27 protein-coding genes are annotated in these 25,696 nt (G+C 42.0%); 5 read left to right on the top strand and 22 right to left on the bottom strand.

Annotated elements, in window-relative coordinates:
- Window positions 1-114 precede the first annotated feature (114 nt).
- Complete coding sequence (locus I6N90_RS14980) at window positions 115-462, top strand: hypothetical protein (protein ID WP_197936400.1); 348 nt, start codon at window positions 115-117, stop codon at window positions 460-462.
- Between the two features lie 152 nt (window positions 463-614).
- On the opposite strand, the gene I6N90_RS14975 is transcribed toward I6N90_RS14980, so the two are convergent.
- The 4 genes from I6N90_RS14975 to mutY form a co-directional block, all read right to left on the bottom strand.
- Complete coding sequence (locus I6N90_RS14975) at window positions 615-1,799, bottom strand: transglutaminase domain-containing protein (protein WP_197936399.1); 1,185 nt, start codon at window positions 1,797-1,799, stop codon at window positions 615-617.
- A gap of 143 nt (window positions 1,800-1,942) precedes the next feature.
- Window positions 1,943-2,872: an alpha/beta hydrolase gene (locus I6N90_RS14970; protein WP_197936398.1), complete on the bottom strand. Its 930-nt coding sequence runs from the start codon at window positions 2,870-2,872 to the stop codon at window positions 1,943-1,945.
- A gap of 21 nt (window positions 2,873-2,893) precedes the next feature.
- Window positions 2,894-3,526: a bifunctional 4-hydroxy-2-oxoglutarate aldolase/2-dehydro-3-deoxy-phosphogluconate aldolase gene (locus tag I6N90_RS14965; protein WP_197936397.1), complete on the bottom strand. Its 633-nt coding sequence runs from the start codon at window positions 3,524-3,526 to the stop codon at window positions 2,894-2,896.
- Between the two features lie 33 nt (window positions 3,527-3,559).
- Window positions 3,560-4,780 carry an A/G-specific adenine glycosylase gene (gene mutY, locus I6N90_RS14960; protein WP_197936396.1) on the bottom strand — a complete coding sequence of 407 codons (1,221 nt, stop codon included), beginning with the start codon at window positions 4,778-4,780 and terminating at the stop codon, window positions 3,560-3,562.
- Window positions 4,781-4,942: 162 nt separating this feature from the next.
- On the opposite strand from mutY, the gene I6N90_RS25280 reads away from it, so the two are divergent.
- Window positions 4,943-5,287, top strand: coding sequence for a c-type cytochrome (locus I6N90_RS25280; protein WP_197936395.1), 345 nt, complete (start codon window positions 4,943-4,945; stop codon window positions 5,285-5,287).
- Window positions 5,288-5,377: 90 nt separating this feature from the next.
- Here the strand turns inward: I6N90_RS25280 and I6N90_RS14950 are convergent, their stop codons facing one another.
- The 9 genes from I6N90_RS14950 to I6N90_RS14910 all read right to left on the bottom strand — a co-directional run bounded on the left by I6N90_RS14950 (window position 5,378) and on the right by I6N90_RS14910 (window position 13,912).
- The gene (locus tag I6N90_RS14950) at window positions 5,378-5,605 is read right to left on the bottom strand and encodes a hypothetical protein (protein ID WP_197936394.1); all 228 of its coding nucleotides are present in this window, start codon (window positions 5,603-5,605) and stop codon (window positions 5,378-5,380) included.
- Window positions 5,606-5,667: 62 nt separating this feature from the next.
- Window positions 5,668-6,120, bottom strand: coding sequence for a holo-ACP synthase (acpS, locus tag I6N90_RS14945; protein ID WP_232243007.1), 453 nt, complete (start codon window positions 6,118-6,120; stop codon window positions 5,668-5,670).
- 36 nt (window positions 6,121-6,156) lie between these two features.
- Window positions 6,157-8,313 (bottom strand): copper resistance protein CopC, encoded by a 2,157-nt coding sequence (locus I6N90_RS14940; RefSeq protein ID WP_197936393.1) that lies wholly within the window; start codon window positions 8,311-8,313, stop codon window positions 6,157-6,159.
- A 9-nt stretch (window positions 8,314-8,322) separates the two neighbouring features.
- Window positions 8,323-9,390: a DUF4198 domain-containing protein gene (locus I6N90_RS14935; protein ID WP_197936392.1), complete on the bottom strand. Its 1,068-nt coding sequence runs from the start codon at window positions 9,388-9,390 to the stop codon at window positions 8,323-8,325.
- Between the two features lie 190 nt (window positions 9,391-9,580).
- The gene (gene nadE, locus I6N90_RS14930) at window positions 9,581-10,390 is read right to left on the bottom strand and encodes an ammonia-dependent NAD(+) synthetase (RefSeq protein ID WP_197936391.1); all 810 of its coding nucleotides are present in this window, start codon (window positions 10,388-10,390) and stop codon (window positions 9,581-9,583) included.
- Window positions 10,391-10,403: 13 nt separating this feature from the next.
- On the bottom strand, window positions 10,404-10,838 hold the full coding sequence (locus I6N90_RS14925; RefSeq protein ID WP_197936390.1) for a BrxA/BrxB family bacilliredoxin: 435 nt from the start codon (window positions 10,836-10,838) through the stop codon (window positions 10,404-10,406).
- A 75-nt stretch (window positions 10,839-10,913) separates the two neighbouring features.
- A complete protein-coding gene (locus I6N90_RS14920; protein WP_197936389.1) occupies window positions 10,914-11,291 on the bottom strand; it encodes a DUF3905 domain-containing protein in 378 nt (125 codons plus the stop codon).
- 30 nt (window positions 11,292-11,321) lie between these two features.
- Window positions 11,322-13,040 carry a two-component system sensor histidine kinase NtrB gene (locus I6N90_RS14915; protein WP_197936388.1) on the bottom strand — a complete coding sequence of 573 codons (1,719 nt, stop codon included), beginning with the start codon at window positions 13,038-13,040 and terminating at the stop codon, window positions 11,322-11,324.
- Window positions 13,041-13,072: 32 nt separating this feature from the next.
- A complete protein-coding gene (locus I6N90_RS14910) occupies window positions 13,073-13,912 on the bottom strand; it encodes an alpha/beta hydrolase (protein WP_197936387.1) in 840 nt (279 codons plus the stop codon).
- 108 nt (window positions 13,913-14,020) lie between these two features.
- On the opposite strand from I6N90_RS14910, the gene I6N90_RS14905 reads away from it, so the two are divergent.
- Window positions 14,021-15,286 (top strand): NAD(P)/FAD-dependent oxidoreductase, encoded by a 1,266-nt coding sequence (locus I6N90_RS14905; protein WP_197936386.1) that lies wholly within the window; start codon window positions 14,021-14,023, stop codon window positions 15,284-15,286.
- A 154-nt stretch (window positions 15,287-15,440) separates the two neighbouring features.
- On the opposite strand, the gene I6N90_RS14900 is transcribed toward I6N90_RS14905, so the two are convergent.
- The 3 genes from I6N90_RS14900 to I6N90_RS14890 form a co-directional block, all read right to left on the bottom strand.
- Complete coding sequence (locus I6N90_RS14900) at window positions 15,441-15,830, bottom strand: hypothetical protein (protein ID WP_232243006.1); 390 nt, start codon at window positions 15,828-15,830, stop codon at window positions 15,441-15,443.
- A gap of 121 nt (window positions 15,831-15,951) precedes the next feature.
- A complete protein-coding gene (locus I6N90_RS14895; protein WP_197936385.1) occupies window positions 15,952-16,980 on the bottom strand; it encodes a cation diffusion facilitator family transporter in 1,029 nt (342 codons plus the stop codon).
- A gap of 303 nt (window positions 16,981-17,283) precedes the next feature.
- Entirely contained in the window at window positions 17,284-17,652 is a 369-nt protein-coding gene (locus tag I6N90_RS14890) for an ArsR/SmtB family transcription factor (RefSeq protein WP_197936384.1), read from the bottom strand.
- 301 nt (window positions 17,653-17,953) lie between these two features.
- On the opposite strand from I6N90_RS14890, the gene I6N90_RS14885 reads away from it, so the two are divergent.
- Window positions 17,954-18,598, top strand: coding sequence for a metal-dependent hydrolase (locus I6N90_RS14885; protein WP_197936383.1), 645 nt, complete (start codon window positions 17,954-17,956; stop codon window positions 18,596-18,598).
- Window positions 18,599-18,696: 98 nt separating this feature from the next.
- Here I6N90_RS14885 and I6N90_RS14880 read toward each other — a convergent pair whose 3' ends face one another.
- The 5 genes from I6N90_RS14880 to I6N90_RS14860 all read right to left on the bottom strand — a co-directional run bounded on the left by I6N90_RS14880 (window position 18,697) and on the right by I6N90_RS14860 (window position 23,099).
- Window positions 18,697-18,999 carry a DUF6509 family protein gene (locus I6N90_RS14880; RefSeq protein ID WP_197936382.1) on the bottom strand — a complete coding sequence of 101 codons (303 nt, stop codon included), beginning with the start codon at window positions 18,997-18,999 and terminating at the stop codon, window positions 18,697-18,699.
- A 101-nt stretch (window positions 19,000-19,100) separates the two neighbouring features.
- Entirely contained in the window at window positions 19,101-20,033 is a 933-nt protein-coding gene (locus I6N90_RS14875) for a manganese-dependent inorganic pyrophosphatase (protein WP_197936381.1), read from the bottom strand.
- A gap of 217 nt (window positions 20,034-20,250) precedes the next feature.
- Window positions 20,251-21,141 (bottom strand): sugar phosphate isomerase/epimerase family protein, encoded by an 891-nt coding sequence (locus I6N90_RS14870; RefSeq protein ID WP_197936380.1) that lies wholly within the window; start codon window positions 21,139-21,141, stop codon window positions 20,251-20,253.
- A 27-nt stretch (window positions 21,142-21,168) separates the two neighbouring features.
- Window positions 21,169-22,044: a sugar phosphate isomerase/epimerase family protein gene (locus I6N90_RS14865; protein ID WP_197936379.1), complete on the bottom strand. Its 876-nt coding sequence runs from the start codon at window positions 22,042-22,044 to the stop codon at window positions 21,169-21,171.
- Complete coding sequence (locus I6N90_RS14860; RefSeq protein WP_197936378.1) at window positions 22,041-23,099, bottom strand: Gfo/Idh/MocA family protein; 1,059 nt, start codon at window positions 23,097-23,099, stop codon at window positions 22,041-22,043. The genes I6N90_RS14865 and I6N90_RS14860 overlap by 4 nt, the downstream gene beginning before the upstream one ends.
- A gap of 154 nt (window positions 23,100-23,253) precedes the next feature.
- Between I6N90_RS14860 and I6N90_RS14855 the strand changes: the two genes are divergently transcribed.
- A complete protein-coding gene (locus tag I6N90_RS14855) occupies window positions 23,254-24,123 on the top strand; it encodes an AraC family transcriptional regulator (RefSeq protein ID WP_197936377.1) in 870 nt (289 codons plus the stop codon).
- 166 nt (window positions 24,124-24,289) lie between these two features.
- On the opposite strand, the gene thrC is transcribed toward I6N90_RS14855, so the two are convergent.
- Complete coding sequence (gene thrC, locus I6N90_RS14850) at window positions 24,290-25,687, bottom strand: threonine synthase (protein ID WP_197936376.1); 1,398 nt, start codon at window positions 25,685-25,687, stop codon at window positions 24,290-24,292.
- Window positions 25,688-25,696 lie beyond the last annotated feature (9 nt).

The raw sequence follows: 25,696 nt of genomic DNA, 5'->3' as shown, positions 1-25,696 counted from the left end.
ATATGATGTTAAAATTTAGAAATATAGCAATCTTTTAGTTAATTGTTTCAATTCGTTCATTTTTACTTTTCTATTCGCTAAACTATCATTTTAGTGTGAAAGGAGGTGAAAATAATGAAAAAGATCATTCTACTCGTACTTGTTTTTGTATTCGCTTTCAATACTAACGTATTTGCAAGCTATACAGAAACTAGGGAGTATTCTATCATGGGCGGAGCCTATTATGAGATTGATACTGCTTTAGAAAACTACACATATGATACGGTGAAGGTAACACTTTATTCTAAAGGGCCAATTGGTCAATTAGATAGCGTGTTCAGTACAACCGTAAATGTTGGACCTGGCTTAGGTCCATTTAATTTTTATGTGGGTTACCTCACTCATACCAAATATGTCTTGAAATTTGAATTTCAAGGAAATTCAGGAGCTATAGGGCCTACTCAATTGCAGCAAGTTTATTAATCGTTCCTATTAGGCATGATCTATTTAACAAAATGAAATCTCCGTTCTATTCCATAATGGAAGAAGAACGGAGATTTTGAGTTTTTACTTATAAAATAAAAAAGCCGATTCCCAATACATCCAGGAATCAGCTTATACTCTAGACAATTACCCTACTCATAATTCAAATGAATATTAACAATCAAAGAATCATCGCTTCCGAATGGCTCATAACTTGCTCTGTACCCGACTGCTACACCTATTCCTTCAAATGCTGATTTCAGCGCATCGGGGAACCCTGTTCCATTCGTATAACGGAATTGCAAGAGCGTGCTACGGGAATGAACAGCAGATTGAATCGATTCACGTAGTAGCTTTTCATTTGTAATTGTATTTTCACTATCCATCCAGTGTAAGCCAAGCGAAAGCTTGAGCTTATTATAGAGCAGTCCATCGACTTTATCACTTTTGGTCTCTAGCTCATTAAGGACATCTAAGTAGTTCTTGTTTGCCGTAGGATATGTCCTCGTCCATTGATGATCTGCACGGAGCTCCTCATCCGTTTTCAAATAATAGGTGTAGCGGATTGTAGAGTCCTCGGCACCAACCGGATCATCCCAAGTCAAATCAAGATGATACCAATTGCCATCAAGCTGAACCATATTCCAAGCGTGCTCACCAGTGTTGACCGATCCCTCCGCAATAAGGACAGGAATACCCGCTTCCTTTAACATTTTATAACCTAGAAGCGAGTAACCTTGACAGACTGTCTCCCCGAGTGCCACAGCATCATAAGCTGTATAAAAGGTTAACGTTTGGTCATATTGAACATTGGTAACGACCCAATCATGGATGGCTTTAACTTTCTCATGGTCGTTCATACGTGGTTGAATTATTTTTTTCAAAGCTTCTTCTACCTTACGATCTACGATAGCTGTCTCTTCCTCTGACTCCCGATAACGAGCTTCCACTGTAATTGTAGAACGATTGCCCCAGCTTCGAATCGTATATAAATAGGAGTCTAATATATATGCGGAGTAATCATCATACTTTAACGATGCCCGAACGATGGCAGTCATATTGTCAGATAGCTTTGATTTGTTTCCCGTGAATGTCGCAGAAAAGCGATCTGACCGAGATTGAAAGCCAGTGGCAAGCTCAAGTACTAGATCTTCATAAGGTGCTAGCTCTTTGCTGGAACTATCCAATTTGCTAAGTACGATTTCATCGCCGCCTTCCGTTTCTACACGGGCATTCGACTCTTTAACAGTTGGAAACAAGTCCATCTTCGTATACAAACTATATGTTCCAGCAATAATCAGCACTAGCATAAATAGTCTTATTACAGCTTTACGCATACGTTCCCCCTCACCGATAAAACTTCGGACATGTTACTCTCCTATCCCTACCATCATATGCTTGTATACAGGAATGATGCGCAAGGAGCAACATTTCTGGTTGAAGTCACTTATTGTGAGAAGACAATCTATCTTTCATGTACCTACACTCGCCGAGCAAACGCTTGTTCAAGAAAAGGAAGTATAGTCTTCCAAAAACCAGGATCTTGCTCAGATGAGCTATGTCCTTCTGTGTTCACAAAAACAGTATCAATCGTTCCTTGGGGTAATTCTCTCACAAGCTTGCTCAAATCATCCGCAGGAATAAATGTGTCTCCGTACGAATGAAGCATGAGCACAGGCTGTTTGCCTTCTTCGACTGCTCCGGCATTCTTTTTTAGGACAACTGGAATATTCGCACTCTCAAATTGTTCTTTCGATATTTTTGACCTAATCATCCAAATCTTTGGAATGAGATAGGCTAGCGGGAACATCGGTAGTTTTTTACTATCCAACTCTGCTTTCAACATCGTATCAAAATGTACCGGCATCGAATCCGTAACTACTGCATTCACACGAAGCCCTTCATCCAAAGCAAGCAACGTTCCGAATCCGCCCATAGAATGTCCTAGAATAGCAACTCGATGCGGGTCTATGCCTGGCAGCTTGCGAGCTTCCGCTACAGCTGCGATAACATCATCGCGAAACATTAGCGCGGAAGGGCCTTTTATCTTATCACTTTCGCCATGACTTCTAGCATCATACATAAGTACTGCATATCCCGCTTCATACAATGGCTTCGCATACCGAAGCACACGAGTCCGATTAGAGCCCCAGCCATGTGCGATAACGACTATCGGTGTTAGTCCATTAACTTCCCCACTAACTACCGCAGGCTGTAACAGCCATCCCTCTATTTTGAACCCGCTGCTTTGAAAAGTTAGTGATTTCCATCCTGTATCTATCTGCGGGTCTTTGTCGTTCGGTACGATACGCGGTTGTTGACTCTTTGCCCCAATCCACCATATTAATGCTCCGAAAACGATGAATAACGCTACAATAACTCCCACATAAAACCACCATTCTGTTAACACGAATCCATAACCCCCTTCAGATTACAAATCACGAACAGCATCTACAAACGCGCGCGCACGTTCAGTAACTATTTCATACTTACCTTCCCTTATGGAATCCATTGGTACAAGCTTGCCTCCCATACCTACTGCATTTGCCCCTGCATGGAAGTATTCTTTAATATTATGAAGATCTACTCCTCCAGTAGCTAGAATTGGGATATCTCCTAACGGGGCTCTTATTTCTTTCAAATAACCGATACCAAGCGTCCCCATCGGAAACAGCTTAACCGCATCTGCTCCCGCTTTCCAAGCTTTCACAATTTCTGTAGGAGTCATAACACCCGGCCATACAGACACACCCCGTTCACGACCATAAGCAATTACTTCTTCATCTAAATTAGGAGAAATTAGAAACTGTGCCCCTGCAGCTACAGCCTCTTTCGCTAATTCAACATCTATTACCGTTCCTGCACCAATTGACGCTTCATCACCAAAATGTGTGCGCCAACGATCTATCATACTAGCAGCACCTGCTGTATTCATCGTTATTTCCATCAAACGTATGCCGCCGTCAATGAGAGACCTTGCAGCTTGATCTGCATGACGATCCTCAATACCTCTAAGTATAGCGACAATTTTATGCTCTAACAGCTTATCCAGCATTTCACTCATCTCATTCATCCCTTCACTGACAGCTTAGCAATTCTAATTCCAATAATACTGCAATATTTTCAAAAATAAATTAGGAAAAGGCAGTTGCTCCATATCTTCTTTGCTAATCCAGCGATATGTTAATACATCACTATTGGTATTCGCAACTTCTCGCACTTCGTATTCCTCATTCGATTCCGCCGCGAGCATCGGCAAGTCTTCACTAGAGACGGCAGCAAGCTTCCGTATATCCTCTACAGACTCTTCTCCAAGATCCGTCACGTACACACGCATTTTCCAAACGATATGGCTAAATATATGATCAGCATCCATCAGCCAATTTCTAGGCCGGATGAGTAGTCCTGTATCCCCTTCAACCATATGGCTAAGCATCTCAGCAAGCTCACCTTGCTCTTTCAAAGCAGAATCGCTGAACCATTGACTTTTATCATCAGGAACTTGAAGATGCGGCAACTCCCACATTTGAGCAAGCAGCCCCGTAGCTGGTCTTTGTCTAACGAGGATCTTACCCTCATTCTCTCCCTTGCCCAATACGATAACAGCAGATCTAAACTCTTTACGCGGAGCTTTAGCTTTTGTTTTGATAGGAAGTTCTAGCTCTCTACCCGTATGTCTAGCTTCGCAGTGCTCCATGACTGGGCATGGCAGACAGCTTGGCGACTTTGGTGTGCATACTAACGCACCTAGCTCCATTAGCGCTTGATTGAAGTCTCCCGCAGCACCTTCCGGGATAAGAGTAACGGCTAACTTCTCAATGCCTACTCTTGTAGCTGGTTTTGCTATATCTTCTTCTAAACAGAAGTACCTTGATAACACACGCATGACATTGCCATCCACCGCTGGTTCAGGACGATTAAATGCGATACTCATTATCGCTCCGCTCGTGTAGGGGCCAACACCCTTTAATCCAGATACTGCCATCTTATCATCGGGAATAATTCCGTCATATTTTTCAACGACCATTCTAGCACCTGCTTGCAAGTTCCTTGCACGTGAATAATACCCAAGCCCTTCCCAGCACTTCAGCACCTCTTCTTCTGGCGCTTCAGCTAATGAACGAACGGTTGGAAATTTGCTCATAAAGGTGTGATAATACGGTATGACCGTGTCTACTCTCGTTTGTTGCAACATAATTTCCGACACCCAAATACGGTATGGATCTCTATTTTTACGCCATGGCAAATCCCGCTTCTGCAGTCTATACCATGACAATAGCTCTTTGCTGAAATAAGTTTTGGCTACTTGCTCTGTCATGATCTTGTTCCTTCCTCTATTCACAGTTCCGACGTTATTTGCACATCCGCACATAGGGTGAGGAGCATTATCGGTTGTTTGTTCTACGACTATACTCTATTATACGAATTATAAGCCTATATAACTAGGAACATCGTGTGAAAAATAAAGGGAGTGCTCTTCGTGTATACCTTTCGTAATCCAATTAAAGTTGTCAAAATACTTATAGTCGCATTTCTACTTGCTACCTTATTCGGTTGTGGAGATGATGACAAAAAAACGCTCCAAGATGCACCTTCTGATGTAGCTGCTCTTTATAAAGCCCGCTGTTTAAACTGTCACGGTAGCGAATTACAAGGGCGTGTCGGTCCGAACACTTCCTTGATAGACATCGGTAACCGTATGACTTTAGAAGATATTACAAAGCAAATTCAGGAAGGCGAAAACCTAGTAATGCCCGCCTTCAAAGACTCACTCACTCAGGAAGAGATTACTTCCCTTGCAGAATGGCTCGCTAGTTTGAAATAATTACAAACTAAAAAAGGTGCTCTCGACATTCCTGCCGAGGGCACCTTTCCTTATTGTTACATTTATATTTGTTTAATCGTAGGATGTAGCTTAATAGCCGATATAATGTCCATTTATTTTCGGTGATTTGGAGAGATGCATAATAGATGGGCCAGCATATGTCCAGTTCGTCTCACCCATCTGTGGATGGGTAGGGAACAAATCGCCCTGTATTAGCAGGAGATCGTCTCCCCAATCATTGGAATACAATCCTTCATGCTGTACCATATGTCCAGTCTTGAACCGACGCTTTACCCCTTGCTGCTTATGCCCACTCATCGTCATGCTCCTTTCACCGCATACTTACTACCTATTACATTCCAAGTATGGGCGAAAGGTGTCTACATTATTCGTTCAACGATAGCAAATGCAGAAGCTATTTCACTTTCATGCGTAATCGTAATATGGATACGAACTGATTCCGATTCTAGCTTTAATCGTCTCCAAGCGTCATCACTCAATACGCAGCCAGGTTTTCCGAGTTCATCACGAATAATATCGATATCTTGGAAACCGAGACAAGCTCCAATGCCACAACCAAATGCTTTTGAAACCGACTCCTTAGCAGCAAATCTCCCTGCTACATATTGATGCAGACGCGCCCCACGATAGCTACTTGCAAGCTCCCTTTCACGCAAAGTAAGTATTCGCTCAAGGAAGCGTTCGCCTACTTTCCCTTCAAGCATTTCGGCTATTCGACGAACATCCGTTAAATCATGTCCTATTCCAATAATCACTCGCACACCTGCCTTTTCCTTGAAGGTGACATTAGCAGATGGTATAGAGGTTGTCAACCATAGCATAAAAAATCACGGTTTTTAATCCCGCTCCTACTCACTCCCTAGCTCCCGCTCATAATGATGTACTTCCCCAGCAGCGTCCGTTATATCAACCGTCAACTTGCCAGCATCTGTCGAAGTGAAGAACATCCCTTCACCTTCATAGTTGTGTTTCGTAAAACCTGGGAATGAGAATGGTTCATTCTCTAACACAATAGGCTCAACTGGAATGACTACCTCACCATTAGAGGATGAAGTTGAATCGCCCGCAGGAATAAAGGCAATGCTCACCATTTTCGGAACGTCTAAGCTTTCTGGTGTCCACACATTTAGCCGCGCCAGTTGAACTTCATTTCCATCAGATACATTTATCTTTAACGTCATATGAGCTTTTTCACCCATTACATGCCAATAGATGGGCTCTCCGCTCGCTATAGCTTTTGCCGGAGGCGGGGATGTTGTCGATAACCAACCAGCTAACAGGATTAAACCAACTGCTAATACAATTTCAAGCCTTACACCGATTATTAATGCTCTTGCACCTTTAGCTTTCGCTCTGAGTGAGCGATGAATGGCCGCAATACCGATGACTAATATCAAAATAATGATCTTGGCTAAAGCTAAACGTCCATATTCACTCGACCACAGTTGTTCTAGAGCTGATAGCTGAGTTGCAGTTAACCAGACACCACTAATGATGATTGCTATGATGCTAGTTAACGCCCATTTCGAGAAACGCTCCGCTGTCTTGTTTAATTGCTCAATTCCGTTACGTTGATAGGTCAGCGACCAGATTCCAGCTAACCCACCGACCCAAATTGCAGCAGTCGCCATATGGACAATATGAGCAACAATAGATACTTCCATGCCGGATGAAGCTGCAAAAGCATGACCCGTTAACGGGAAAGTGGCGACTATTACTAACGTAATTATTCCTTTTAGTGGATTGGACCAAACGTCATCTCTACTCGGTGCAAATGCCAGAACGAATAATAACAATGCCGCTGCTGGTCGGAGTAAAGCAATTTGACCTACCATCGTTGTTGTTACAATTGTGCTCCATTCAATACCGCCAAATTGTTCAACTAACATATTGACTCGATAACCGCCTGAAGCAATCCAGATCAATGCTGCAACCACCATTACTACTCGCTCAGCATTTTGGGAGAAGCCAAATGGCGCTTTTCCTTGAACACCTCTCCAAAGCCCAAAACGGAAAAATAATATTCCACCTAGCAAAATAGCTGCAAAGACATCAAAAATCCGAAGTATCACCATTAGACGTTGACCGCCTGCATGATCATGACTCTCGGACTCAACATCAATTTCTTCATTCTCACCAATCGCGATCGTTTCTTCGACCGAATTTGATTCATTAGCGGGTGAATTATTCACTTCAGTATTAACGTTAGCAATAGGTGTGCTTTTTTGCCCACTTCCGGATGCATCTGATTGTTCTATTATCGTTTCAGTAGCCCTAGCTTCACCTGGCTTCATCGTTTCAGTTACGCTAGACTCTTCAGGTTTTGCAGTACCAGTTACACCACCAGACTCTGCTGGTTTCGCCGTTTCAACCGAAGAAGGTACTGGCGTTTCAGCGGCTGAAGGATTTGGTGTTTCAGTCGAAGTAGGTTTCGCAGTCACATTTGCCGTAACTGTAGCCTTCGGAGTTGCAGAAGGTTTCAGAGACACAACTGACTCTGCTGTAGCAACCGGCTTCGCCGATGAAACATTATTTCCAGTCACCGTAGGTTTTGCAGTTGCTCCAACATTTCCGTTACCTGAGGCGTCCGACTCTCCCCCACCATCTAACGACACTGTATCATCGGGTTTATTCGCTTCAAGTTCTACACCCACGGTAAATACAAATGAACCATCTACAATATGTGTATCTGCGGAAAGTACTTGCCACGTTACTTTGTACTTACCATTTTTTAATACAGGGATCGTATAGATGAGTGTTTTATCTCCATCTTTACTTAGTTCACCTTCAACTTCAGTTCCGTCTGTTCGATTCTCTAACGTCACACTGCTTAACTTAACATCGATATCTTCGCTGAAAGTAAGCTTAATGGATGACGGAGCTTCCGTAAGCTCAGAATTCGGCAGCGGGGTCGACTTAGTAATATAGGCATGTGCCGAGACTAAGCTCGGCAAACATGCCCACAACATCACTATTATGCTAAATAAAATATATGGTTTCTTCATAATTATCCGTTACTTCGTATAAATCGCAACAGCTGCACGATTATCGCCAACTGCGGGGAAATATTCAACCGTTGCACCATTTGCTTCTGCTACTGTCCGAAGTGTTGAAAGGTCATCTCCTTTATAATCAGCAGTGATATATTTACGAACAAAGTCCGCTGTTACTTTTGTAGTCCCTTTTTCGATCGAAACGCCAGCATCAGCCGAAATGACGTTACCATTTACATAAATATGAGGTACTCCAGCAGCTGCTTTTCCTGGCAGTTTAGGTGACTCATTCTGCACAGTAAACGTAAGTGTAGCTTCATAGCTCGTTTTATCGTATTCACCAGCTTTTGCTTCTGTCGTTCCTGGTTTTGCACGAACGAGATAATAGTCAGCTGCGCCTGCTTTAAGCGTTACAAATCCATTAGCATCTGTTTTCAGCTGGGTAGCTTCAGAGTTGCTGCGGCGTATAACATCTACAGCTGTATCCGCAAGTGGTTTACCTTTAAGCAGCAATTGGATGGAAACCTCTTGCCCTGTTGTAATTGCAGCTGGATTCGTGTGCGGAATTAACTCTGCACGATCAGGGCTTACTTCCTTAGCGAATCCTTTTAGTGCTTTGACACGCTCTAGTACAGGAATATCTCCTACAGCAACAAACGATTTGGCACTGCGAAGTGTACGACTTCCTACACCTTCACGCTTGAATACACTATCACCTTCAACTGATATTATGTATGCACCAGGAGCATTCGATTTAAACGATGCAACGAAATAATTGTTAAGTGCTGGTTCTGCTTCAGTTGCAGCTTCACCCGTATAGAAACGTGTGCTTGTAATATCTGATTTAACACCAGCAGGTGTTGTCACATACACTTTGGACGTGTCTGCACTCCATTGTCCAGCAATGCGATAACTTTTATGCTCATTAGAATGATTGCCTAACATAAGTTCAACATAAGATACTTGTCCAGGTGCTATTATTGGTGAATTAGCTTGAGACCAGCCATCATGTGCAAACACCGGAACCGCAGCCCCAATTGTTAACACTGCAGCCAAAGCTACACCAATTACCTTTTTACGAATCTTCATTACATAATCAACCTCCATTGGTTAATGTCTACTTCTCTAATCGTATCACTGACGGCACCTCTCGGGCATGACTCGATAGAGCTATTTTACTGTGAAACATATGTGAATGTGACAACTCCCTCCGCGCAAAAAAACCGTCCCAAGACCAAAGGGTCTGAAACGGTTTTTAAATAAACAAGCACGCTCAGAACTAGATTCCCGGAATCGGAGATCTCTTATGTTCTGTCTTCAAATATTGTTTTTCCAGCTTCTCGCGAGTTGAATCAGCAATCTTTTTACCTTCTAAATAGTCGCTGTTCTCATCGTATTTGATGCCGAGTTCATCTTCATCGGTCTGACCTTCCCAAAGACCAGCAGTTGGTACTTTGTTTAGAACGCTATCAGGTACTCCAAGATGAGCGCCTACTAGTCGGACTTGACGTTTATTAAGTGTGCTAAGCGGAGTGATATCTACTGCTCCATCTCCCCACTTCGTATAAAAGCCTGTAACCGCTTCTGATGCATGGTCTGTTCCAACAACAAGCAAGTTCAAATCAAATGCCAGTGCATATTGTGTGACCATACGTGTTCTTGCCATGACATTACCTTTCCCACCACGACTAATATGGCGAGAAATACCGAGCGACTTGAAGCTATGTTCGACTTCCAGCGCTATTTCGTCAACGGCTTCACCAATGTTGGTTTCAACCTTATGCGTAAGACCAAACGCTTCTGCAACTGCATAGCTATCAGAAATATCCCCTTGCTTCGCATAGGGCTGGAATACACCTAACGTAATATACTCCTTGCCTGACTCAGCACTCAATTCATCCGTTGCTCGTTTGCACAAACCAGTAGCAACAGCACTATCAAGTCCACCGCTGATTGCAATTAATAGACCTGTCGTGCCAGAACTGAGCACATAACTTTTCAAAAAGTCTATCCGTTTGCGAACTTCCACTTCTGGATCGATAGTTGGCTTCACACCGAGACGTTCGATAATTTGCTCTTGTAATGTCATAAGGCAGCTCCTATTAAACGCAGTATTTATCGAATGCTTCTGTCAAATCAGCTGCGATATCAGCCGCTGAACGATTTTCGATTGAATGACGTTCGATGAAATGAACAAGCTCACCGTTTTTCATCAATGCAATAGAAGGTGAAGACGGTGGGTATGGTGCAAAGTATTCACGAGCTTTAGCTGTAGCTTCTTTATCTTGTCCTGCAAATACAGTAAATAATTTGTTAGGAATAACAGAATGTTGTAGCGCCTGTGCAACACCAGGACGGCATTGACCTGCAGCACAGCCACAAACGGAGTTGATTACGATAAGTGCAGTACCTTCTGCATTTGGAACATTAGCTTCAACATCTTCAGGTGTACGAAGCTCCTCAATACCCAACTTTGTAAGATCATCACGCATTGGTTGAACCATATCTACCATATATCTTTCAAATGACATCGACATTCTGACACTCTCCTTAATAACTTGAATTTAGCTCTTATTATAACGTTCCTTACGAAAAGAAAGCAACCAAAGTCATCACTTCGGTTGCTGTTCTATTTTTGACTCATTTTCTGAGGATGGCTCGTCAATTCCAAAAACAACATTCTCTTCTGGATGCGTGAAGCCTTCTTGATGTGGAGGTAACCCTTCCTCAAACCACTCTCTATTTACAGGACTATGAAATCCGATATCTTTAAAAGGGTGTACCCACTCATCACCAGCCATTACAGCAGGATCAGTATCTACACTCCAATTTTGGAGGGGCGAATGATCCGACTCATATTCATGGTCTCCAATTAATACACCATAGCTATTGATGAATGGAGCGTTGTCGCCTCTTCCTTCACGGAACTGAGGAAGAAAGTTAATTTCGAATGGATCGAGCTTCGGATCATCTAAGTTGCCACCAGACACTGAACCTTCCTCCTTACCGAATAATTACGTTCATTTATACACTCCTATGGATACGGAGTGATCTATGCGGTTAAGGTTAGTATGTCCTTTGTCCATTTTTGATATGTTAAATGTTACGATAAAAGTTGTCCCTTCGCCCTCTGCACTCTTTACGTCTATATGTCCCTGATGACGCTCTGCAATGCTAAGACAAAGCGGCAACCCTAATCCCGTTCCGTCTGTTTTAGTCGTAAAAAACGGTTCAAATAAGTTCCCAATCTTATCTTGAGGGATGCCCATTCCTTCATCGGAAATATGTACACTAATTTCTTCGTCACTATAACGTGTAGCAATTCGAAGAACACCTTTCTCACCCATTGCCTCCATTCCATTTCTAGCAATGTTGAGAATCATTTGTTTAATTTCTCGATCATTAAGCATCATAGGCGGCAATTCTTCGTACAAATCTACTTCGATTGTCTGTCCCCTCATATTCGCATCAGCAGTAAGCAATGGCGCTATCTCGTTTATGCTTGCATTTAATGATGCTGGTTCCAGTTTAAGCTCCCTATTTTGGGCTAGTGATAAAAAGTCACTAATGATAAGATTCGTGCGATCAAGTTCATTTAATATGATTTTAAAATATTCGAATTGGTTTTGCGGACTTCGCTCTTGAATGAGCTGGACAAACCCTCGTATGACTGCCATAGGATTACGAATTTCATGTGTTATACTTGCAGCCATCTGTCCAACTAAACTTAATCTCTCCATTCGGCCAATCTCGTCTCTAAGCCTACTAAGTTCCGTTACATCTTGTGCAATGAGGACAGCTCCCGAGACATGCTGACTGGTCGAATCACGTAATGTTACGTTCGTGTATAACATTATCTTTTGATCTTCCATATGCGGAACAGTAGTACTCACTTTATCAAGTAAAGCTTCCTCCAGCAGTCTAGCACTGACATTCCCATCCTTCGGTTCAAGTACTGCCCTATAATTATTATTTTTCATTCCTGCAACAGTTACATAATGGGCACCCACACTAAGAAGCTTCAAGCACTCTTCATTAACATGAGTAATGATGCCCTTCTGATCAACGATCATGACACCTAGCGGAGCTTTATCAATAAATTGTTGGAGCTTCTCTACTTCGTTGCGATAATTTGTTGTAAGCAGCTCTACTTTTCCTATAAGATGCCGCTTCTCATAAATACTTTCAATGATGTAGATCGATAACCAGCCTGCAAGAATAAGTCCAATGACTGAAATTAAAAAATGAACGCTAAGTTCCGATTGCAGCGGAATGTTGTGCTCATCCATATATACAAACATACTCACTAGCAGGTATATACTTATACAGCATATTAATAAAATTCCGATATTTTTTTTCCGATTCGTATGATCATTCCTGTACGTACTATGGATAGCAAGCATGATCGTCATAATAATTAAGATGAATAAAGTAAATAACACAATTTCAATAGATTCATTTAAGGTTACAACATGCATTGCTGTATAAAGAACAGTCAGTCCAATAATTCCTCTGTAACCGCCATAAAGTGAGCCAATTAAATAAGGTACGAGGCGGAAATCCACCTCGTTTTCGTGCGCCATCGAGGTCGTCAGCATACACAGAATCATGGAAATACCACTCATTACTGCAATAAATATTTCGTAACCCTTCCAGCTACGCTCCTTGTCATGCCAAAGAAGAAAAGTAAATACTGGTAAGACGGATAAGAAAAATTGGAGTAGCAGATCCTTTAGCAATGCCAGCCTAGCCTCCTTCTTGTATTCATTTTTTATGGGAGCTTAGCATTCATCCACTTCACTACATTTTTCACAGCCTTATCACCATTCGTATCGTTATGCAGCTCATGTAGCCCATCTTCGACTGAAACCCATTCACATTGCCGGCCTAAATCTTTCGCCAGTTGCTTACTTGTTTCATAAGAGGTTACTCGATCCGCTGTTCCATGCATAAGAAGCAATGGAACATGTAACTCGCTTCTATTTTGTAGAGCCCACTCACCAGCCCTTTGGACTTCTAAATACGCTTTTGGCGTTATAGTGGTATGGTTAAGCGGATCGTCTCCAATTGGTGGAATGTTAAGCTTACTCGGACGGAATAAATCTTCATGTTTCAAATGTGTAGACATTGGTAGACTAGGTAATATAGTCGCAACTCCGCGTCCTAGCCATTCTTTAACTGCAGGTGGCTTAAACGCAAGGCGCAGCCACGGGCTCGTAAGTATAAGACCTTTTATATCTGGCTTATGCCTCAGTGTGCAATTGAATGCAATATTACCGCCCATACTATGTCCATATAAGAACATTGCTAGATCCGGATGTCTGTTCCGAGCTTCTTCCATAACACGCATCGTATCATCTAATGCCGCATCTATGGAGATCATATGTCCACGTTTTCCTTCAGATCGTCCATGACCTTGATGATCTAAAGCAACAACGATATAACCTGCTTCTGTAAATTGCTTGGCTACAAATTGATAACGCTCGCCATGCTCGCCATGCCCATGGGCAATAACTACAACTGCCTTAGCAATCTGATCGTTCGGTAACCATTCACGTACATAGAGCCTCTTCGCTCCAGCTCCCAACGTTTCCCATTCTTCACGCAACATACCGTATTGCCTCCTTGCCCCTGTATTATAATTAAATTATACTTTAAACCATGAATTTGAATAGTGAAAATGTAAAACGTTTACAATCGATTTTGTAGGAGCATGATTATGAACTATGATGTAATAGTAGTAGGAGCCGGATCTTCCGGTCTAATGGCAAGTGTATCGGCAGGTGAACATGGCGCAAAGGTGCTGCTTCTTGATAAGGGAGACAAGCTAGGAAGAAAGTTAGGTATTTCTGGCGGAGGCCGTTGCAATGTTACGAATGCTAAGGAAATGGACGAATTAATTAAAAATATTCCGGGAAATGGTAGATATTTATATAGCCCTTTGGCTGTTTTTAATAATCGCGATATTATGGCTTTCTTTGAAGCTCTTGGCATTCGGCTGAAGGAAGAAGATAATGGCAGGATGTTTCCTGTTAGTGATAAGGCAAAAACGGTTGTTGATGCTTTAGTAAACAAAGTTCGCGCTCTTGGTGTGGACATTTCGGTCAACAGTCCTGTTGATAAAATTATTTATGAAAATGGCAGTGCAGTCGGCGTTAAGTTGAAATCAGGTAAAATCATTCGTGCTGGTGCTGTTATTGTTGCTGTCGGCGGGAAATCTGTCCCGCAAACCGGTTCTACAGGTGATGGATATCCGTGGGCAGAGCAAGCGGGACATACGATTATAGATCTTTTCCCAACTGAAGTACCTTTAACTTCAAAGGAACCTTTTATTCGCAGCAAAGAGCTTCAAGGTCTTTCCTTGCGAAGCGTTTCTTTATCCATATGGAATGCAAAGGGTAAAAAGCTCATTCAACATGATGGGGATATGATTTTTACCCATTTGGGCATTTCAGGTCCTATCGTCCTTCGCTGCAGCCAATTTGTCGTCAAAGAAATGAAACAAAACAGCGGAAAACAAGTAAAAGCAACGATCGATCTCTCCCCAGATGTATCTGCGGACGAAGTTTACAATCAAACATTAGAGTTGTGCAGAAATGATTCTCGCAAAAGTATCAAAAATGTACTAAAAGGTTACTTCCCAGAAAAGCTTATCCCGTTGCTGCTAGAGCAAGCTGGACTACAAGAACATGTCACATATGACAACATTCCGAAGCAAGCATGGATAGAGTTATCAAAGCTATCGAAAGCTTTCCCCGTTATGGTAAACGGGACATTGTCCATTGAAGAAGCTTTCGTTACGGGTGGCGGAGTTAACCTGAAAGAAATTGATCCAAAATCGATGCAGTCAAAGCTCATGAACAACTTATATTTCTGCGGTGAAATATTAGATATCCATGGCTATACTGGCGGCTATAATATTACTGCGGCATTCACAACTGGTTACAATGCAGGTAAACATGCTGCGGAAAATAAATTGACTTAATCGAATAATAGTAGATAAAAAACGCCGAAGGATTAGTAAATCAATCTGTCCCTTCGGTGTTTTATTTTCACAAAAAATATACAAAAGGCGATCTCTCATCCAACTTCGAATGAAAAATCGCCTTAATTAGATCCCTGTATTTCATCAAGTCAACTTAAATGTGAACATCACCAGTGAAATGGTTATATTCCTCTGGGTCTGGCAGAAACTCATTATCATTATTTGCTACAGAATCGCGATTATGAAACTCCTCTTCATTGATCCAATCTTCATTAACCACATGAGCAGGTATCGTAATAGCATCTAGCGCATAAGCCGTATTCGTAATTGTTTCCGCTCCAATTTCCGTTTGCTCCACTAGTTGGCCGCCATGTGACTGGGCGATTTCGAGTGCTGACGTCAAGTCGCTTCCCTCGACATGAATATGCATACGATTAGTATTATGCATAACCGGCTCGTAACCTAGCTCCTGCAACATATCACATGCTAAATGAGCGCTTTTGCCATCACTAAAGTCGAATAATATAGCTGATTGCTGTGACAACGAACATCTTCCTTTCAGTAGCTGTAGAATATAGTTCATTACTTCTACATATAGCATGCCAACATTTAGAAAAAACATTTATGCCGTCGCAACAATCTAACTTAAGCACCGCCCGTACTTTTTAAATTTTCAACTCCGCATGCTGAATGCCAGACTTTTCAATTTGAATGGTTGTATGTTGAAGCTGGAACTTTTCCTCTAACTCTTTAATTGCTTGTTGCAGTATAAGCTGACTATCAGCCTGATCTTCGATAAGCAAATGGCAAGAAAGAGAGTCAATCCCTGAAGTTACCGTCCAAATATGCAGATCATGAACATCCTTGACCCCGTCGATAATCAGCAATGTTGTCTTTACCTTCTCTACATTAATTGATTCAGGAGTCCCTTCCATCAAAATGTGAATAGTGGATCTAATAATTCCCCATGCACCTTTCAATATAAGTAGTGCAACAACTACACTTATAATTGGATCAGCGATATACCACGAAAATAACTGCATGAGTAAGCCTGCTACAATCGCACCAACTGAACCAAGTGCATCTCCCAATACGTGCAAATAAGCGCTACGAACGTTCAAATTACCTTTCACATCACCCTTACGTATGAGAAACCATGCACTTGCAAGATTAGCTAATAACCCGATGCTAGCAATAATCATCATAGAACCACTTGCTACCGTCGGAGGTTCATTGAACCTTTCAATTGCTTCCGCAATAATAAATCCTGCGATAACAAATAATGTAACGCCATTAAGCAGTGCAGCTAACACTTCAAAGCGATGATATCCAAATGTTTTTTTGCGAGTAGCCGCTTTCGCAGCAATATACATCGCAGCGAGGCTAAGTGCAAGCGCAGCTGCATCGCTAAGCATATGACCTGAATCGGATAAAAGTGCAAGTGAATTCGTAATTAATCCACCAAAAAATTCAAGAAACATAATGCCTGAAGTAATAATAAGAGCAATTAAAAGTCCTGCTTTGTTGTTTGGACCATGGTGGTGATGACCATGGCCATGAGAGTGTCCATGCCCGTGGTGGTGACTATGTCCGTGATTATGGCTATGGTCATGCCCACAGCTCTCCTGCCCATGTTCGTGAGTGTGATTGTGCTCATGCTCATCTTTATTTTTGTGATCATGTTTGTCACTCATAGCGTACCCTCCTGCTTCTAATTAAACGTTAATATCAATATATGAATATGTGCTCATATGTATTATATGGTATCGATTTCCTATATGCAACTTCTTTTTATTAATACCCTCTTTTGCCTATGGAATACACCTTGCGATTTATATTCCACTCATTACTATTCAAAGCCGACGTAGTCCGTTCATATTTTAGATAGCAAAAAAAACCATACGATTCGTCAATACTCTTTAACACGAGCACGAACGAATAATATGGTCTTCGAAAGATTCATAGTTTAATTGAATTTGAGTAATCAATATAACTTCTTATTCATGCTTAAGATGCTGTAGCGTCAACACAATCAACTGCTCTACATGATCATCATCGAGTGAATAAAATACCGTTTTCCCTACTTTACGCCGCTTCACAATACGCATATTACGGAGCAGTCTTAATTGATGAGATATGGCAGATTGGCCCATTCCGAGCACTTCCGTCAAATCATGAACACATAATTCCGATTGGAGCAAGGCATCAATAATACGTATCCGAGTTGGATCGCCAAGTGCCTTAAATAGATCAGCAAGTTCAATTGCTGTATGATCATCAACTAACTTGCTTTTGACGGTTTCGATATCCGCTTCTGTCCCCGCACATGAATCATCACATGCTGCAACTGTCATTCCGTTATCCATCTTATCTCACCAACCCTGTAATTGTTAATGCCCATTATAGCATGCTAACCCGATAATTACGTCTTAAGGAAATACAATACTTCATTCTACTAATTTTAACTTGAATAATTACATGAAAGCTTTTCATTGTCAATGTATCCTTCAAAATGCTAAAATAAACTAGATAAATTGAAGGTAAGTGCGTTAATTCAGAACAACCTTTAATCGAGGAATCCGTGTAACTGACCTTTGCACCTTTGCAAAGGTTTTTTTATTTCACTTCAAACGCCCTAATCATCTAAGTCAGACACAGGAGGACATTATGACAGGAAAAACACATCTAGCAATAGGAGCAGCTGTTGGTGCGGCTTCAGCCATCTATTTTTCACATGATCTAGTCAATATCGCACTTTTCGCTAGCGTCGCTGGATTTTCAGCATTATGTGCGGATTTGGACGGTCCAAGTATGCTTACGAGCAAAATAACGAAGCTCAGCAAACAGATTCGTGAGTTTTCACTTTGGGCAGGAGTAGTATATCTCATTTTAATCGCTTATTTCTTCCTATCCGACAAGTACATATCGCCTATTATAGCTGGTGGCGGCTTCGCCGCAGTCCTAGTTGGATTAGTCATGAAACAAGGATTCGTACGAAATGCACTTGTTAGTCTCGTTGGACTATATCTTATCTATCATGGACTTTCGCATGACCAAACGTGGTTAATGGGGCTCGGTTTGTTCGTAGGCTGGGCGCCTTGGCTAGCTCATAGAGGGATGACACATACGATTTGGATTATCCCGTTTTGGGGATGGATTGGATGGGGTCTTGAACAGGAGCTTGCCGTAAATGGCTTGGCCGTAACAGCAATGTTAGGCTACGTTTCTCATCTTGTGGCGGACACCCTTACGCCAAGCGGTGTAAAGTGGCTGTACCCTTTGACGAAAAAGTCGTTTAAACTGAAACTGTAATCGTTACGGAAAATAAGCGAAAGGACCTCTATACCCACTGCAAGGTGGGAAGAGGTCCTTTTTCATTATCGCAACTATATTAACGGATACAACTACAACTAATCTTCAAGAGGCAACTCCAATTGCTCCTTACAAAAAGCATCCACGAAAGCTTGTTCTTCAGCTTCCATTTCCATATCTACATATCCGTTCGTAGAGGCGTTAAGAAACTCATATTTCACAATGCGCGAGCTGCCATCTTCCTCTTTTACATAGACGACACGTAATCTGACTCCTTCTTCCAAATACAACTCGTCATCATCTTCGACCTCTAGATCAAGCAGAAGCTCGAAACGTTCTCCTGACAAAATGCCGTACGGGTCTCTTATCTTCTCGATGCTGAATTCTTGAATGCTAAACATGATCCATCTACCCCTTATCTCTAGCAAAATACGTAAAGGCAGCCTGAGGCTTCATAACGAAGCTCCAGACTGCCTAACACAAAGTGAATTTAATTCATATCTTACATTGCGCTTAGTGTTTCTGTCAAAACAGGAACGATTTGCGATTTGCGGGATACAACACCTTTAAGTACTGCTTTGTTATCGTCCAATGTTACATTGTAAGCTTTTTCTACTGCTTCTGTTTTGTTACCCAAAGCAAGAGCAATGGAATCGTTGTTAAGAATATCTGTTACAACTAGTACGAACAGATCTAGACCTTTAGCTGCAATAATTTCGTTCAAAGCGCTCTCTAGCTCAGCTTGACGGTTCAATACATCGTTAGTGTCAACCGCGTTAACTTGAGCGATCTCAACTTTGTAATTGCCCATCGAGAACTCTTTTGCATCAAGGGAGATCAGCTGTGCAATTGTTTTGTCGCTAAGATCAGCACCTGCTTTAAGCATGTCCAATCCGTAAACATCAGCGTCAACACCAGCGATTTCAGCTAGCTCACGTGCAGCAGCAACATCTTGTTCTGTACAAGTTGGTGATTTGAACAACAAAGAGTCAGAGATGATTGCAGACAACATAAGACCTGCGATTTCCTTACGGATAGCTACACCGTTTTCTTTGTATAGCTTGTTAAGAATTGTAGCTGTACAACCAACAGGTTCAGCGCGGAAATAAAGTGGACCGCTCGTTTCAAAGTTAGCAATACGGTGGTGATCGATTACTTCTACAACGCGTACTTTATCAATGTCATTAGCGCTTTGTTGGCGCTCGTTATGATCGACAAGAATAACGTCTTTTGCTTCGTCAGCTACGTTCTCAACAAGACGAGGTGCTTCAATTCCGAAATAGTTTAGTGCGTATTGTGTTTCACCGTTAATTTCGCCTAGACGGACAGCCTCAACGTTTGCACCCAGTTTGCTTTTCAGCTCTGCGTATGCGATAGCCGAAGTAATCGTATCCGTATCCGGGTTTTTGTGACCAAAAATAAGTGTTTTTGTCATTTCAAATACTCCTTAATCGTTTTTTTGACCTCCGAGAAACGTCCGTCCCGCTTCGGTCTTCAGTTACAAATCGTATACTATAACCGATTATAACTGTTAGTTCATCTTATTCCTATACCTTTACAATGAATTAACCGCAAAAAAATGACAGATTTCTGAAATTATATAAGAAAAGGCGCTTCACAAGCCGAAAACCGACTGTGAAACGCCTTTATAATTATCCTCTAAACCGCTTCAAAAAATTAACTGCAAGCTGAATATCTACCTCTGGGTTTGTACCTACTTCACGTTCAATTGTAAGATATCCTTTATAACCAATTTCATTAAGGGCCTTTAGATAACCGTTCCAATCAACGCCACCTTCACCAAGTGGCACTTCGCGGAAAGCTGATCCGGATTCTGCCATTATAGCAATCTTTTCATGGTCAAGCTCTACCTCATAACCATAATCACCGTAGACGTCACGCGGATCGATATGACCAAGTTTGATTCCATCCTTCGCATGTGTGTGAACGATATAATCTCTTAAATTGTAAACGCCTTGTACAGGATCATCCCCAGTCACCATAACCATATTAGCCGGATCGAAGTTGACGGAAACCCCTTTTGTCCCTAGTCCATCTAGGAATGATTTCAATTGTGCAGATGTTTCTGGACCCGTTTCGATTGCAAAATAACCTTTCATATCGCTTGCGAAACGACTTAACTCTTCACAAGCATTATGCATCGTTTCATATACGCGACTATTATTGTCTGCTGGTACGATACCAATATGTGTCGTAACGATATTGGTACCAAGATCAAAGCCTAACTCCATAATACGCTTGGACTTCTCGATTTTCTCTCTGTTCTGAGCAGGGTCTTGGAAGCCATGACCACCAAGATCACCAACTAACGCAGAAATTTCGAGACCAAGAGATTCAATATATGACTTCCACTCTTTCCTTGCGGCAGGCGATAGATTAGCAGGATCAAGTTCTCCTTTTACCGCATAAATCTGTACACCATCTGCTCCGACCTTCTTGGCCTTCACTAAACCTTCTTTAACACCAACATGAAAGCTATCTACGATAACTCCGATTTTGTTCGTCATAATAGGTGATGACATCGTTTCATTCACTCCTTCGCTTATCTATTAAAGCTCCGTCCATAATTTCTCTATATAATTAAAGGCCATTTTAGTTGCACTCTTACATTCCTCGATACCTTCGAATTCGATAGAAATATAACCGTCGTAGCCGCTTTTCTTCACGATTCCAAGAACATGCGGCATATCGATGTCCCCTTGCCCAGCAATAGCACCGCGCAGCCAATTTCCATTTGTCGTATTGAACCATGACTCACCCGGATTACGGTAGGACGGACGATAATAGAAGTCTTTCACATGTACCATTGAAGCGAGCTTGATATTGTTCGCAACAGCTGTGGCTGGGTCTTCATCTACACATAAAAAATTGCCAACATCGAGTGTTGTTCGGAAATTCGACCGATCAACCGCATCTACAATCGCTTGGACACGATCACTTTGCTGAACGAAGAACCCATGGTTTTCTATACTTGTTGTTATGCCGTATTTGGCAGCGTAATCTGCAATCTGACGGCAAACCTCAACGAAACGAGGTAACTCAGAAAGATAATGACGTATAGAGAGGTCTTGCAAAGCTGTAAAGTCTTTCGGAACGGCGATATCATGGCGCATTCTAGTAATTCCGAGTGCTGCGCAGACATCAACTTCACGCTTTAATCTGTTCAGCTCAAGCTCCCAGTCTGCATCATTAAGACCAACGAAATTTCCCCCAACTGCATAATTAGAAAGCTCAATTCCATTACGTTTAGCGGCTAGTCGAATTTCATCTATTAACTTTGGATTATCTGGCAACGCAACGTCTATTGGAACGATCTCAGCATGCTCCGCGCCGATGCTTGCGATATAGTCAATAATTCCCGGTAATGTCATTTCGCCAGATAGATAAGCATTATGCAGACTGTACGTGCTGACTCCTAGTTTCATAGTTGCACCTCTACACCTTTAGCTGCCGACTCATAAATACCGCACAATATTTTCATCATTTCTACGCCGTCCTCTACAGGACTGATCGGTTTCGTGCCATTAATTACGTTATCGATAAAGTGATTAATTTCGTTTTGGAATGCGCTTTCGAAATGGAACCCTTTGTGATCCGTTTGCGGGTAAGAATTTATAATCGTATTGTATTTCTCTGTTACGATAACAACCTCCGGATCAACTTCCATACCGCCTTTCTCTCCATACAGCTTGACGAAGCCTTCATTGTCCTTCGCATGAATTGTAAAGCTAGCTTCTACAGCGAGAGAAGCACCATTTTCAAAACGAATGAGTGCATTCCCCATATCCTCAACTGTATTTTTAGAAGCATCATAATCGGCTGCTTTATAACGCCATAAGCCCTCTACGTTTGCGCGGTTGCCTAATTTCCGATACGTATTCGCACTAACGGATACCGGTTTTGGACGCCCCATCAAATACCAACTAAGATCAATAACATGCACTCCGATATCGATTAGCGGGCCTCCGCCAGAACGTTCAATATCCGCAAACCAACCACCCGGATTTCCTATTCTTCTAAGTGAAGTCGCTTTCGCATAATAAATTTCTCCGAATTCGCCGCTATCTGCTAATGACTTTAGAAGCTGAGCATTTGCGTCATATCGACGGACAAACCCGATTTGTAATATTTTGCCTGAGGCTTGAACAGCCTCTTGTATTTGGAGCGCTTCCTTAACTGTACGACAAAGCGGCTTTTCGACGAGTACATGCTTGCCTGCCTTGACAGCTGCAATGCAAATTTCTGCATGTGTATTGTTCCATGTACAGATACTTACTGCTTCGATTTCGGGATTAGCAAGCAACTCGTTATAATCGGTGTATACGTTCTCGGCACCATATTTCTCTGCTGCTTCACGTGCACGCTCTTCATTTAAGTCACAAACGGCAACGATTTTTGCATTTGGATTGTTCTTATATGAATCAAGATGTAACGATGAGATCGAACCAGTTCCTATAACTCCGATTTGTACAGGTTTCATTCTTAATCTCTCCTTGTCGAGTCGAAATGGGATTATAAAATTGTAAGCCTTTGCACGTATATACTTTCGTATTATAATGGATTCAATATTTAAAGCCATGTAAAGGTGTGCGGTTTGTTTGTACAAATGTGCTATTTGAAGGAGAGCGATTAGAATGCTAACTAAGTTTGAAGCTTTGCGTGAGCCTATGGATATGCCCGACCCACGATTCCCCATCAAGATGCATAAGTCTCACTTCGAGCACGCTGGCACTGTCGTATTCCCGCACCATTGGCATGAGCATCTAGAATTTATATACATTGAAACTGGTGAAGCGGTTATCGAATGTGGTTCGACACCTATCATGGCGAAACCAGGGGATTTAATCGTCATCAATAGCAATGAGCTGCACTATGGCGTGAGCCTATCATCTGATTTAAGATATCATGTATTAATTGCACATATTTCTTTACTTCATAGTCAGTTCGTAGATGCTGCGGAGACAAAATTTATAGCGCCAATTACACAAAATCGTCTGCTTCTTCATAACCACATACGAGGTGATAAGGCGACAACCGCCTGCATGCTCTCCCTTATCCATGAGCTCGGCAATCGAGAGTTTGGCTATGAGCTTGCAATCAAATCCGAGTTGTACCGTTTGCTCACGCTGCTGCTACGTGGCTATGTTGCAACTGTTCTATCCAAAGATCAATATGCTGAACGGATGAAAAATGTGGAGCGATTCGAACCGGTATTTAGGCACATTGATGAGCACTGCACGAATGAATTGTCTGTTGAGCAATTGTCCAGCATCGCTGGTCTTAGCCGCTTTCATTTCAGTAGATTGTTCAAAGAGCTGACCGGTCGCACTGTTACAGAATATATTACTGCCGCTAGACTGGACAAAGCAGATTATTTGCTGCGCAACACACCATTAACCGTATCTGAGGTTGCAACGGCATCTGGCTTTAATGATATCTATTACTTCAGTCGTACGTTCAAAAAACATAAAAAAATTCCCCCGTCCAAGCTGAGGGAATCTTAATTATTGGGTGATTGTACTTGAAGCTAAAACCAGATGTTAATAAAAAAGCTGCAAGGGTACTTTTGACCCTTACAGTTTTCAAAAAATGCCCCTCGCAGTTCTGCAAGGAGCATTTTAGAATAAGTTCATACTAAATAGAGCATTAAAATGAGTGTTGAGTCGTTAATTACGCGTTATAAAATTTCTCAAGCTCCACAACTACATCCGTTAATACTCCATCTACCAACACTTGGCGCTGCGGTTTATTAAACAGGGACGAAATCTCCACAGGGAACGACTGCTCAATTCCACAAAGCTTAATCGCCTCATCGAATTTAGCAGGATGTGCTGTTGCGAGAGAGATCGTAATCTCTTTGTCACCTGCACACTCTTCAACAGCAGCTACGCCGCATGCAGAATGGGGATCAAGCAAATAACGGTATTTCGCTTGATAATCAGAAATCGTGTCCAAACATTCCTGACCCTCTACACCATGTGCTGCGAACTCGGCTTGAACTTGGTTAAGTGCTTCTTCTGAAATCGAAATCTCGCCTTCTGACTTGAACTGCGCCATCAAACGATTGATCAGTTCCGCGTCTTCGCCAAGCACATAATACAAGTACCTTTCAAAGTTGCTCGCAACTTGAATGTCCATGGATGGGCTGTACGTAGAACGGAAATCACCCGGCATATATACGCCTTCTTGGATGAAACGCTCCAGGATATTATTTTCGTTCGTTGCAAGAATAAGCTTGTTCACAGGAAGACCCATTCTCTTCGCCAAATAACCTGCAAATATATCACCGAAGTTGCCAGTCGGAACGCTAAAGTTAACCTTTTCGAAGGAACCTGTCGCTTTTGCAACTTGGAAGTAGGAATAGAAGTAATAGACCGTCTGCGCAAGAATACGCACGAAGTTAATGGAATTGATTGCTGCAAGATGGTTCTTCGATTTGAAATCAAGATCTGCGAACAAATCTTTGATCATACGCTGGCAATCATCGAAGTTCCCTTCAACAGATAGATTAAGAACGTTTTCTTCCTCTACCGTCGTCATTTGCAGTTCTTGTACTTTGCTGACCTTACCATTCGGATGAAGAATACAAATTTTAATACCCTCTTTGCCTTTCACACCTTGAATAGCGGAAGCACCCGTATCGCCAGATGTTGCTCCGAGAATATGAATTTTTTTGCCTTGTTTAGCTGCGACATACGTATACAACTGACCCATAAACTGCAACGCGATATCTTTAAATGCGAAGGTTGGTCCATGGAACAATTCAAGCAGATACAGCTCATCATTGATACGTCTTACAGGTGTAACTTCAGGATGACGGAAAGTTGAATAACTAGCTTCAACCATCTCTTTCAAGTCTTCATCTGGAATTTCACCATTCGTATAATATGAGAAGATAGCAAGCACAAGCTCTTGGTAACTAAGCTCCTGCCACGATTTTAACGTTTCCGTGGAAATATGCGGAATTTCACTTGGAACAAGTAATCCTCCATCATCCGCTAGTCCCATCATAAATGCATCGATAAAGCCAATTTTGCCAACTTTTCCTCGGGTACTGATGTACTCCATCTGTCTTTC

Source organism: Paenibacillus sp. GSMTC-2017, from assembly GCF_016019935.1.
Taxonomy (GTDB): Bacteria; Bacillota; Bacilli; order Paenibacillales; family Paenibacillaceae; genus Pristimantibacillus.
Note: the sequence above shows the minus strand (reverse complement) of the source record. Positions and strands in the feature narration are given on the sequence as shown.

Excerpts from the sequence above, each read along its gene's own strand:
- I6N90_RS14870 (WP_197936380.1), bottom strand. The coding sequence starts at position 21,141 with ATGTCATCACCTATTATGACGAACAAAATCGGAGTTATCGTAGATAGC.
- I6N90_RS14860 (WP_197936378.1), bottom strand. The coding sequence starts at position 23,099 with ATGAAACCTGTACAAATCGGAGTTATAGGAACTGGTTCGATCTCATCG.
- I6N90_RS14980 (WP_197936400.1), top strand. The coding sequence starts at position 115 with ATGAAAAAGATCATTCTACTCGTACTTGTTTTTGTATTCGCTTTCAAT.
- nadE (WP_197936391.1), bottom strand. The coding sequence starts at position 10,390 with ATGACATTACAAGAGCAAATTATCGAACGTCTCGGTGTGAAGCCAACT.
- mutY (WP_197936396.1), bottom strand. The coding sequence starts at position 4,780 with ATGACAGAGCAAGTAGCCAAAACTTATTTCAGCAAAGAGCTATTGTCA.
- I6N90_RS14935 (WP_197936392.1), bottom strand. The coding sequence starts at position 9,390 with ATGAAGATTCGTAAAAAGGTAATTGGTGTAGCTTTGGCTGCAGTGTTA.
- I6N90_RS14895 (WP_197936385.1), bottom strand. The coding sequence starts at position 16,980 with ATGAGTGACAAACATGATCACAAAAATAAAGATGAGCATGAGCACAAT.
- I6N90_RS14890 (WP_197936384.1), bottom strand. The coding sequence starts at position 17,652 with ATGGATAACGGAATGACAGTTGCAGCATGTGATGATTCATGTGCGGGG.
- I6N90_RS14925 (WP_197936390.1), bottom strand. The coding sequence starts at position 10,838 with ATGTCGATGTCATTTGAAAGATATATGGTAGATATGGTTCAACCAATG.
- thrC (WP_197936376.1), bottom strand. The coding sequence starts at position 25,687 with ATGGAGTACATCAGTACCCGAGGAAAAGTTGGCAAAATTGGCTTTATC.
- I6N90_RS14905 (WP_197936386.1), top strand. The coding sequence starts at position 14,021 with ATGAACTATGATGTAATAGTAGTAGGAGCCGGATCTTCCGGTCTAATG.
- I6N90_RS14865 (WP_197936379.1), bottom strand. The coding sequence starts at position 22,044 with ATGAAACTAGGAGTCAGCACGTACAGTCTGCATAATGCTTATCTATCT.
- I6N90_RS14965 (WP_197936397.1), bottom strand. The coding sequence starts at position 3,526 with ATGAGTGAAATGCTGGATAAGCTGTTAGAGCATAAAATTGTCGCTATA.
- I6N90_RS14875 (WP_197936381.1), bottom strand. The coding sequence starts at position 20,033 with ATGACAAAAACACTTATTTTTGGTCACAAAAACCCGGATACGGATACG.
- I6N90_RS14880 (WP_197936382.1), bottom strand. The coding sequence starts at position 18,999 with ATGTTTAGCATTCAAGAATTCAGCATCGAGAAGATAAGAGACCCGTAC.
- I6N90_RS14940 (WP_197936393.1), bottom strand. The coding sequence starts at position 8,313 with ATGAAGAAACCATATATTTTATTTAGCATAATAGTGATGTTGTGGGCA.
- I6N90_RS14950 (WP_197936394.1), bottom strand. The coding sequence starts at position 5,605 with ATGAGTGGGCATAAGCAGCAAGGGGTAAAGCGTCGGTTCAAGACTGGA.
- I6N90_RS14975 (WP_197936399.1), bottom strand. The coding sequence starts at position 1,799 with ATGCGTAAAGCTGTAATAAGACTATTTATGCTAGTGCTGATTATTGCT.
- I6N90_RS14855 (WP_197936377.1), top strand. The coding sequence starts at position 23,254 with ATGCTAACTAAGTTTGAAGCTTTGCGTGAGCCTATGGATATGCCCGAC.
- I6N90_RS14910 (WP_197936387.1), bottom strand. The coding sequence starts at position 13,912 with ATGTTGCGTGAAGAATGGGAAACGTTGGGAGCTGGAGCGAAGAGGCTC.
- I6N90_RS14885 (WP_197936383.1), top strand. The coding sequence starts at position 17,954 with ATGACAGGAAAAACACATCTAGCAATAGGAGCAGCTGTTGGTGCGGCT.